We start from the raw sequence: 8,488 nt of genomic DNA, 5'->3' as shown, positions 1-8,488 counted from the left end.
CAAGATGTTCCCGTCGTACGTCGCCTTCACGAAGGAGGGGCAGATGCTCGTCGGCGAACCGGCGCGGCGGCAGACAGTCACCAACACGGAGGGGACGGTGATGGCGGCGAAGAGGAAGATGGGGACTGACCATGTCTACCGCATCCGCGGGAAGGAGTACACGCCCCAGCAGGTCTCCGCCTTCCTCCTCCAGAAGATCAAAAGGGACGCCGAGGCATATCTCGGCGAGAAGGTCGCGAAGGCGGTGATCACCGTTCCCGCCTACTTCAACGACAACCAGAGGACGGCCACGAAGGACGCGGGCACCATCGCGGGCCTCGACGTCGTGCGGCTCATCAACGAACCCACCGCCGCCGCCATGGCCTACGGCCTGGACCGCGGGGGCGAGCAGAAGATCCTGGTCTTCGACTTCGGCGGCGGCACCCTGGACGTCACGGTGATGGAGTTCGGCGGCGGCACCTTCCGCGTCCTGGCCACGGCCGGCGACACCGCGCTCGGCGGCACCGACATGGACGCCGCCGTCGTCGACTGGATCGCGGAGGAGTTCAGGAAGCAGGAGGGCATCGACCTCAGGAAGGACCCGACCGCGCTCCAGCGCCTGCGGGAGGCGGCCGAGAAGGCGAAGATCGAACTCTCGAACACCCAGGAGGCCGAGATCAACCTCCCGTTCATCTCCGGCGGCCCCGACGGGCCGAAACACCTGGTGATGAAGATCGGCCGGGCGACACTCGAACACCTGGTCTCGCCGATCATCGAGAGGTGCACCGCCCCCTTCGAGCAGGCGCTCAGCGACGCGAAGGTCTCGAAAGAGGAGATCGGGAAGGTGATCCTGGTCGGCGGGCCGACCCGGATGCCGGCCGTCCAGCGCTTCGTCGAGGAGCACACGGGCAGGAAACCCGAGAGGGGCGTCGATCCCATGGAGTGCGTCGCCATCGGGGCGGCAATCCAGGGGGCGATCCTGGGCGGTGAGATCACCGACATGGTCCTCCTGGACGTCACGCCCCTCACCCTCGGCATCGAGACTCTCGGCCGGGTCAGGACCGCCCTGATCCCGCGGAACACCACCATCCCGACGCGGGCGAAGCAGGTCTTCACCACCGCCGCCGACCTCCAGACCTCGGTGACGATCAACGTCCTCCAGGGGGAGAGGCCGATGGCGCCCGACAACACGAGTCTCGGCCAGTTCAACCTGGTCGGCATCGTGCCGGCGCCGCGGGGCGTCCCCCAGGTCGAGGTCAGCTTCGACATCGACGCCTCGGGGATCCTGAATGTCTCGGCGAAGGACCTCGGCACCGGCAGAGAGCAGAAGATGACGGTCACCGCCCCGACGAAACTCTCCGGGTCCGAGGTGGAGAGGATGGTGAAGGAGGCGGAAAAATTCGAGGACGAGGACCGGAGGAGGGTCGAGGAGGCGCAGACCCGGAACGAGGCCGACTCCCTCGTCTATGCCGCGGAGAAGACCCTCGCCGATCTCGGCGAGAAGATGGGGGCCGAGCAGAAGGAGAGGGTGGCGTCGGCGGTCGCCGACCTGAAGGGCGCCCTTGCCGGGAAGGAGATGGACGCCGTGAAGTCCGCGACCGGGAGGCTCAGGTCCGTCCTGCAGGAGGCCGGGACGGCGATCTACCAGGCCGCGGCGCCGTCGGGCGGCGGCGAGCAGGTCTATGACGCCGAGTACAGGGTGAAGGACGAGAAAGAGCCCTGAAGTGCCCTCACCGGCGGGCGTACCGGAGGGCGCCCTCCACCGGGCAGACCTCGACGCACCTGCCGCACATATAGCACTCGGCCTTCCTGTCCCTCTCCTTCGCCTCGTCGACCGGGCAGGCGTTCTCGCACTTCCCGCACGCGATGCAGAGGTCGGTCCGCCTGAACCTGTACTGCGCCTTCGCGGCGGCGAGGGAGAGGACGGCGCCGTACGGACAGATGACGCGGCAGAAGGGCCTGTACACCGCGACGCCGAGGAGCATCAGGGCGGCGAAGACGGCGAAGGAGACAGAGGCGACGTTCAGGAAGAAGAAGTCCTCCACCCCGAGGGCGCCGAGGACGTTGACGGAGAAGGCGAGGCCCGCAACGAGGACGGCCGCGAGCACCGCGAAACGCACGGCCATCGTCTCCCTCTTCCGTGTGCGGCCGAGGCGGGCGTGGCCCGCCAGGGAGAGGATCTCCTGGATGGCGCCGATGGGGCAGAGGTGGCCGCAGAAGGTCCGGCCCCCGGCGAGGCTCACGACGAAGAAGAAGGCGAGGCCGCCGAGGACGACGGCGAGCGGGGCGCCGAGCGCCGCGGTGTCGCCCAGGACGACGAGCTGGAGCTGGTACGGCGCCATCGGGGCGAAGAGCAGGAAGCCGAGGAGGGCGGAGACGACGAGGAGGGGCAGGGCCCTCCTCCGCGTTATCTGCCCGCCGCGCCAGAGGAGGACGAGGGCCGGTGCGAGGACGAGGGCATAGGCAAACCCGAGGATCCGGGGGATGACGGCAAGGACCATGATCTCTCCCCCACTGGAACCTTCCGCTATATGTACCTCACCCTCCGGGGGGAGGGATAGGTTGTTAGGCCGCGGGGGTACACTCTCCTCTATCCGGGTGACCGATCGTGGCGCAGCAGACCGTACAGGGCAGGAGATGGCCCTCCCTGATCACGTACCTCTCTGTCGTCGGGTTCTTCGCGATCTTCTCCACGACCATCTCGAAGAACCCGGTGCTCCCCCTCTTCTCCAGCGCCCTCGGCGCGGACGAGGCGATGATCGGCCTCATCGCCGCCGTCTCCCCCGCGGCCGGCATCCTCTTCTCCTTCCCTGTCGGGGTGATGGCAGACCGCATCGGGCCGAAGCGCCTCCTCACCGCGTCGGCGCTCGTCTTCCTCTCCGCCCCCCTGCTGTACCTTCTCGTCGCCGATCCCCTCTGGCTCATTCCGGTGCGGTTCTTCCACGGCCTCGCGACCGCCATCCTGGGTCCGGTCGCCGCGATGATCATCTTCTCCCGGTACCCCGATAGGAAGGGGGAGATGAGCGGCCTCTACTCCTCGGCCACCCTGGCGGGGAGGACGGCCGCCCCTCTCGTCGGCGGGATCGTCCTCTCGGCCTTCGCGGCGTCCTCCGGCCTCCTCAGCTACCGCCTGGTCTATCTCCTCGCCTTCCTTGCCGCGGTCCCCGTCCTCCTCCTGGTCCTCCGCCTCGACGCCGGCCCCGCGGCGCCGCCGGCCGCGGGCGGGGCCGTCTCCCTCCGCAGCTTCGGCGAGAGCCTTGCATCCTTCGGGAAGAACCGCCTCCTCCTCTCCACGGCCCTCGTCGAGATGGCGACCTACTTCGCCTTCGGCATCTTCGAGACCTGGCTCCCCCTGTACCTCGTCGCGGCCGGGACGCCGGAGTACCTTATAGGTCTCCTCTTCGCCCTTCAGGTGCTCGCGATCGCCCTCTCCAAACCCTTCTTCGGGGCGGTCTCCGACAGGACGGGGCGGCGGACGCAGATCGTGCTCGGCCTCCTCGCCGCGGGCGGCTGCATCGCCGCCGTCCCCCTCACCGCCTCCGCCCCGGTCGTGACGGCCGCCGCCGTCGGCTTCGGCCTTGCCGTCTCCCTGGTCACCGTCTCGACAGGGGCGTACGTCGCCGACATCGCGGCGCGGCAGGAACTCGGCGCCGCGGTCGGCGCCCTCAGTTCGATCATGGACATCGGCCACGCCTCCGGCCCCCTCGTGGCGGGCATCGTCATCGGCAGCGCCGGCTATGCCGCGGGCTTCACGGCCCCGGCCCTTCTCGCCGTCGCCGTCGCCGTCCTCTTCGTTGTGGCCGGGCGGCGGGAGAGGGACGCAAAGGTCGAGGGGCGGTGACCTCTCTCGACGGTCGCGTTGATGAGACGATTCTCATTCTGTTCTGAGAAATCGGCTTCGTTGAAACCCTCATACCAGGTTTGATATCTCCCTCCTGATCGCAGGGAGGGAGCGTCGATCCACTGCCTTCCCCCCGGCGTTCGCCGGGGGACTGCTCGAAAGCCTGGCGGCTTTCTCACCGCCCCCGGACCCCCGACCTACGATTGGCCCCGGGAAGAGCGAACAGGATTCTATTCGGAGGAAAGAGATTGCCGTATCTCCTCTCTCTCTCTTCCCCGACCCTATCCTGTGTCGGGGGTCTGGGGGCGTCAGTCCCCCGGTTCAGATTGTGGGGAAGGCAGTGATCAACATTCCCCCAGCACCCGTAGGAGAAAGACAGCGGACCCCCTTTCCCTCATGGTATCGAATAACTACAATCGACCCGAAAACGAGCGACTCCCCGGAGCCGCACACATGAAAAAAAAGAGATTATTTCCTGCCGTTGAGGCGGATGACATGCCAGCCGAACTGGGTCTTCACCGGACCGACGACCTCTCCTTCCTTCGCCGCGAGACAGGCCTTCTCGAAGGGCGGGACCATCTGCCCCTTCCCGAACCAGCCGAGCTTTCCGCCTTCTTTCCCTGACGGGCAGGACGAATGCTTCCGTGCCAGGGCCTCGAAGTCCTCGCCGGACCGGATCCTCTCGATCAGTTCCTGTGCTTCTGCCATGCTCCCGACAAGGATGTGGGATGCGTTGCACTGTACCATACAGAAAAGGTGCGCCGTCTCTCTATATCAACGGGGCGACTCCCCTCTCGTTTTTGGGACGGTCACCCCTGAGTATGCTGCACTGCTTTTTGCCCGCTCGTGTTCCGACTGCCCCGGGAAACGACCTGCTGCCGGGAGATTTTTTGTGGATCAGAAATGCTTTCGAGAACACGTCGTACGAGCCCGGCGCGTTCAGGCCGCGTCGAGGTGCCGCCGCGCCGCCTCGGTCGTCTCCCGGCCCTGAGGCGTGCGCTTGATAAATCCGATCTGGATCAGATACGGCTCGTAGACCTCTTCGACAGTCCGCACCTCTTCGCCGACCGAGATGGCGATCGTCCTGACACCCACCGGCCCGCCGCCGAAATCGTCCGCGACCACCGAGAGAATCCGCCGGTCGAGATCGTCAAGGCCCAGGCGGTCGATGCCAAGCATCGTCAGGGCGCGGTCCGCCGTCTCCCCGTCGATGCGACCATCGCCCTTCACCAGGGCGAAGTCCCGCACGCGCTTGAGGAGGCGGTTGGCGATCCTGGGCGTCCCGCGGCTCCGCTGTGCGATCTCACGCTCACCCTCCGGGGTGATCGGCGTCTGCATGATCGCAGCGCTCCGCTCCACGATCCTGACAAGGTCGTCGACCTCGTAAAGAGTGAGACGGAAGATGAAACCGAACCTGTCCCTGAGGGGAGAACCGAGCAGCCCGACCTTCGTCGTCGCCCCCACCAGGGTGAAGGCTTCAAGCGGGAGCTGGACCGAGCGTGCGCCAGGCCCCTCGCCGATCATCACGTCGATGCAGGAGTCCTCCATCGCCGGGTAGAGGATCTCCTCGACCACCGGGTTCAAGCGATGGATCTCGTCGATGAAAAGGACGTCGCCCCGGGAAAGCGCCGTCAACTGGGCGGCAAGGTCGCCGGGCTTCTCCAGCACCGGCCCCGAGGTGCTCCTGATCCCGCCCCCCATCTCCCTGGCGATGATCTGGGCGAGCGTCGTCTTCCCGAGACCCGGGGGCCCCGAAAAGAGGATGTGGTCGAGTGATTCGCCGCGCTTTTTTGCGGCGGCGATGGCGATGGCGATGGCCTCTTTGATCTGTGGCTGGCCCACGAACTCGTCGAAGCGCGCCGGCCTGATGGCGGCGTCGTCGGACTCTTCAGTGAGGACAGCAGGCGAAGGGATGCGTTCCTTCATGGTGATCAGCGCTCCCGCAGACAGGCAAGTGCGGCGCGGATCAGGCCCTGCACAGTCGGATCAGGCAGGCCCGGCAGGACGGCGTCGACCGCATCCTCTGCTTCCTGCGGCGAGAAACCGAGCGACATGAGGGCGCTCGCGGCATCGCAGGCTTCTGTCGGGCGCCTGCTGACGGCGAGAGTATCAGCATGCTTCTTCATCTTCTCCTTCAACTCAAGGATCAGGCGCTTTGCGCTCTTCTGCCCGATCCCCGGGATCCGGGTGAGCGTCTTCTCGTCGTCGTCGAGGATCGCAAGGGCGAACTCCTCGAACGAGATTCCGGAGAGGATGTTCATGGCGTTCTTGGGACCGATGCCCGAAACCCCGATCAGGATCGTGAAGAGTTCCAGTTCGCGTTGCTGGAGAAAGCCAAAGAGCTGGATCTCGTCGTCGCGGACCGCCATATGGGTATAGACCCTGACGCGCCCCTGCGCCTGCCGGAGGCTCTCCAGCGCCGGCCTGGTCACCTGCACCCTGTAGCCGACGCCGCCGACCTCGATCACCACCCACCGCTCGCCGGTGGCCGTCACTTCTCCAGAGAGGTGGGCTATCATCTTAATTGCACCATATTGATGTGGCAGAGGGCGATGGCGAGGCCGTCAGCGGCATCGTCGGGCTGGGGCAGTTCCTCCAGCCTGAGGAGCCGGCGCATCATCTCCTGCATCTGATGTTTGTCGGCGCGCCCCGACCCGGTCACCGCCTGTTTGATCTGGTTGGGGGTGTACTCGGCGATCGGGATCCTGCGCTGCTCTGCGGCGAGGAGGAGGACGCCTCGCGCCTCGCTGACATGCATCGCCGAGGTGACGTTCCTGGAGAAAAAGAGTTTTTCCAGGACGACCCATGCGGGACCGTATTCGTCGAAGAGCCCGGAGACCGTATCGTAGATCTCAAGCAGCCGCTCCGAGGGTCTGCAGTCGCCGCCGGTCTCGATGCAGCCGAAGGTCAGCGGCGTCGGAAAGCGGCCGTCGGTGCTGAGGACGCCGTAGCCGGTTCTCGCCAGCCCGGGATCGATGCCAATGACGATCATGTGTATCCAGGTGTGCTCCCCGTCTATTGAATACTCGGTTCTCCTGGTTGATGATACCTTTTGTTGACGGCACTGTCGGTCGAGCTGCTGTACGGGGATGAGCTCATTCAGCGCCGCCACCTTGCTCAGGATCGATGATAACTCAAAGCCTAAGAAAGAGCCGATCTCATGCGCCAGCGGGAATCCGACTCCTCTGCCGCCATGCGACGTAGCCGTTCAGACGGCGTCGCCCTTCGCCCATAAGGGGTGATAACTCTTCAGCCGCACCTTTCGTGCATCCGCGTCCTGCATGACTGTCCTGAGAGTGTCATAGAACGTCTTCTGGTGGTGGGGGTGGCGGATATGGCAGAGTTCGTGGGCGACGACGTACTCGATGAGGTCAGGGGGAAGTATCGCAAGGCGTTCGTTGAAGACGATCCGCACGTCCGGGATGCAGTTCCCCCAGACGGTCTTCAAGAAGCGGATCCGGATCGGCGGGACGGCCACCCCGAGCGCATCGGCATACCGGGGGAGAGAGCGGTTCACCTCGGCCCTTGTGGTCTTCTGAAGAAATGCGGATACCGTCTCCCGGACTGGTCGGTCGTCCGGGACGAGGAGGAGATTTCCTGTGAGCGATCCCTCGTCCCTGCCGTTTGCCGGGACAGTCCTGATGGTCACCTCTTTTCCGAATACGAGAAGCGCCCCGCCGTTCGTATACTCGATCGGGCGCGCTGGCGTTCTCCCGGGGGCGGCGATCGTCTCATGGATATAAGTCGCATGCGATGCGACGAACGAACGGACAGTCTCCTTCGACGCCGCGGCCGGGGCGGTGACGCGGACAGTGTTGTCGGGCAATATCTTGAGGGTGAGGTTGACCGCCCGCTGGTTGTAGGCGATCACGTACGGGATCATCGTCCCGCCGGCGCGAAGGGAGGCGTGCTCCTCGCCCCGCGGCGTTTCCAGGGCTCGCAGGAGCCAGGCCTCGTGAGTGCGGAAGGCGGCGTCGATCTCGTGCCGGGTCGTCCCGGGCGGCGCCTTCACCACAATATGCCCCCCTTCCCGGATGTCGAGGGTCACGGTCCGGCAGCGGGGGCGAAATTCCACGGAAAAAGGGATGAGACGCCCCCGGGCTCTGAACAAACCGGTAGGGGAGTCTGAGGGTTTCAGTTTCCGGGTGACGGCCGCTGCATGCTCCCGGACACAGGTGCGGATCTTCTCCGCCAGCGTCCCGGGGGGCGCCCGGACGACGACGTCCCGGCCGTTTCTGAGGTAGATCTCGATCCGCCTGATCCCCGAGATGTATTCGATCTGGTAGGGGAAGGGCGGATCGTCGGGAGACCGGTGCACCATGCTCATGATCTCTTTTTCGGGATGGTAAAAGAGATGCTGGTCGGCGTCAATGTTCGGGATCGATGTCGCAGGAGGGTCACTTTCGGCCCGGTGTAGAGTCAACACCATGTCCAGAAGGATGTGGCGTCAACTACCCCGGCCTGAAGGCCGGGGCTTGAGACTCTATCGTGTCGATAGTTCTCGTATGGGTGGCTGACTGCACCCCTGCACCTCCAGGGTGTACCTGTAGGTGCGTGCTCTGGACTCGATGTTCCGAGCACCGATAAGGTCGGCATGGAGCGAGTGTCCGCAGCATTCGCAGACAAACGATTTCTTGTGCCGATTGTTCTTACTGATATGATTGCATC

General features: G+C 65.3%; 9 protein-coding genes. 2 read left to right on the top strand and 7 right to left on the bottom strand.

The window, feature by feature from the left end; genetic code table 11:
• Nucleotides 1-1,702: molecular chaperone DnaK (gene dnaK / locus PHP59_RS09880; RefSeq protein ID WP_300166512.1), on the top strand; the 1,702-nt coding region annotated here is incomplete at its 5' end.
• A gap of 7 nt (nt 1,703-1,709) precedes the next feature.
• On the opposite strand, the gene PHP59_RS09875 is transcribed toward dnaK, so the two are convergent.
• Complete coding sequence (locus PHP59_RS09875; RefSeq protein WP_300166510.1) at nt 1,710-2,480, bottom strand: 4Fe-4S binding protein; 771 nt, start codon at nt 2,478-2,480, stop codon at nt 1,710-1,712.
• Nucleotides 2,481-2,587: 107 nt separating this feature from the next.
• Between PHP59_RS09875 and PHP59_RS09870 the strand changes: the two genes are divergently transcribed.
• Nucleotides 2,588-3,820: an MFS transporter gene (locus tag PHP59_RS09870; protein ID WP_300166508.1), complete on the top strand. Its 1,233-nt coding sequence runs from the start codon at nt 2,588-2,590 to the stop codon at nt 3,818-3,820.
• 468 nt (nt 3,821-4,288) lie between these two features.
• Here PHP59_RS09870 and PHP59_RS09865 read toward each other — a convergent pair whose 3' ends face one another.
• The 6 genes from PHP59_RS09865 to PHP59_RS09840 all read right to left on the bottom strand — a co-directional run.
• Nucleotides 4,289-4,567 (bottom strand): peptidylprolyl isomerase, encoded by a 279-nt coding sequence (locus tag PHP59_RS09865; RefSeq protein WP_300166506.1) that lies wholly within the window; start codon nt 4,565-4,567, stop codon nt 4,289-4,291.
• A 192-nt stretch (nt 4,568-4,759) separates the two neighbouring features.
• A complete protein-coding gene (ruvB, locus tag PHP59_RS09860; RefSeq protein ID WP_300166504.1) occupies nt 4,760-5,746 on the bottom strand; it encodes a Holliday junction branch migration DNA helicase RuvB in 987 nt (328 codons plus the stop codon).
• A 5-nt stretch (nt 5,747-5,751) separates the two neighbouring features.
• Nucleotides 5,752-6,339 (bottom strand): Holliday junction branch migration protein RuvA, encoded by a 588-nt coding sequence (gene ruvA, locus PHP59_RS09855; RefSeq protein WP_300166502.1) that lies wholly within the window; start codon nt 6,337-6,339, stop codon nt 5,752-5,754.
• On the bottom strand, nt 6,336-6,812 hold the full coding sequence (gene ruvC / locus PHP59_RS09850) for a crossover junction endodeoxyribonuclease RuvC (protein ID WP_300166500.1): 477 nt from the start codon (nt 6,810-6,812) through the stop codon (nt 6,336-6,338). Before ruvC ends, ruvA begins: the two co-directional genes overlap by 4 nt.
• 216 nt (nt 6,813-7,028) lie before the next feature.
• Nucleotides 7,029-8,141, bottom strand: coding sequence for a SprT family zinc-dependent metalloprotease (locus PHP59_RS09845; protein WP_300166499.1), 1,113 nt, complete (start codon nt 8,139-8,141; stop codon nt 7,029-7,031).
• Between the two features lie 162 nt (nt 8,142-8,303).
• The coding region (locus tag PHP59_RS09840; protein WP_300166497.1) for a zinc ribbon domain-containing protein at nt 8,304-8,488 on the bottom strand (185 nt) is incomplete at its 5' end.

Source organism: Methanofollis sp., assembly GCF_028702905.1.
Taxonomy (GTDB): domain Archaea; phylum Halobacteriota; class Methanomicrobia; order Methanomicrobiales; family Methanofollaceae; genus Methanofollis.
This window is presented reverse-complemented; position numbering and strand designations above follow the sequence as displayed.

Coding starts and splice junctions, on each gene's coding strand:
- PHP59_RS09845 (WP_300166499.1), bottom strand. CDS start 8,141: ATGGTGCACCGGTCTCCCGACGATCCGCCCTTCCCCTACCAGATCGAA.
- PHP59_RS09865 (WP_300166506.1), bottom strand. CDS start 4,567: ATGGTACAGTGCAACGCATCCCACATCCTTGTCGGGAGCATGGCAGAA.
- PHP59_RS09875 (WP_300166510.1), bottom strand. CDS start 2,480: ATGGTCCTTGCCGTCATCCCCCGGATCCTCGGGTTTGCCTATGCCCTC.
- ruvC (WP_300166500.1), bottom strand. CDS start 6,812: ATGATCGTCATTGGCATCGATCCCGGGCTGGCGAGAACCGGCTACGGC.
- ruvB (WP_300166504.1), bottom strand. CDS start 5,746: ATGAAGGAACGCATCCCTTCGCCTGCTGTCCTCACTGAAGAGTCCGAC.
- ruvA (WP_300166502.1), bottom strand. CDS start 6,339: ATGATAGCCCACCTCTCTGGAGAAGTGACGGCCACCGGCGAGCGGTGG.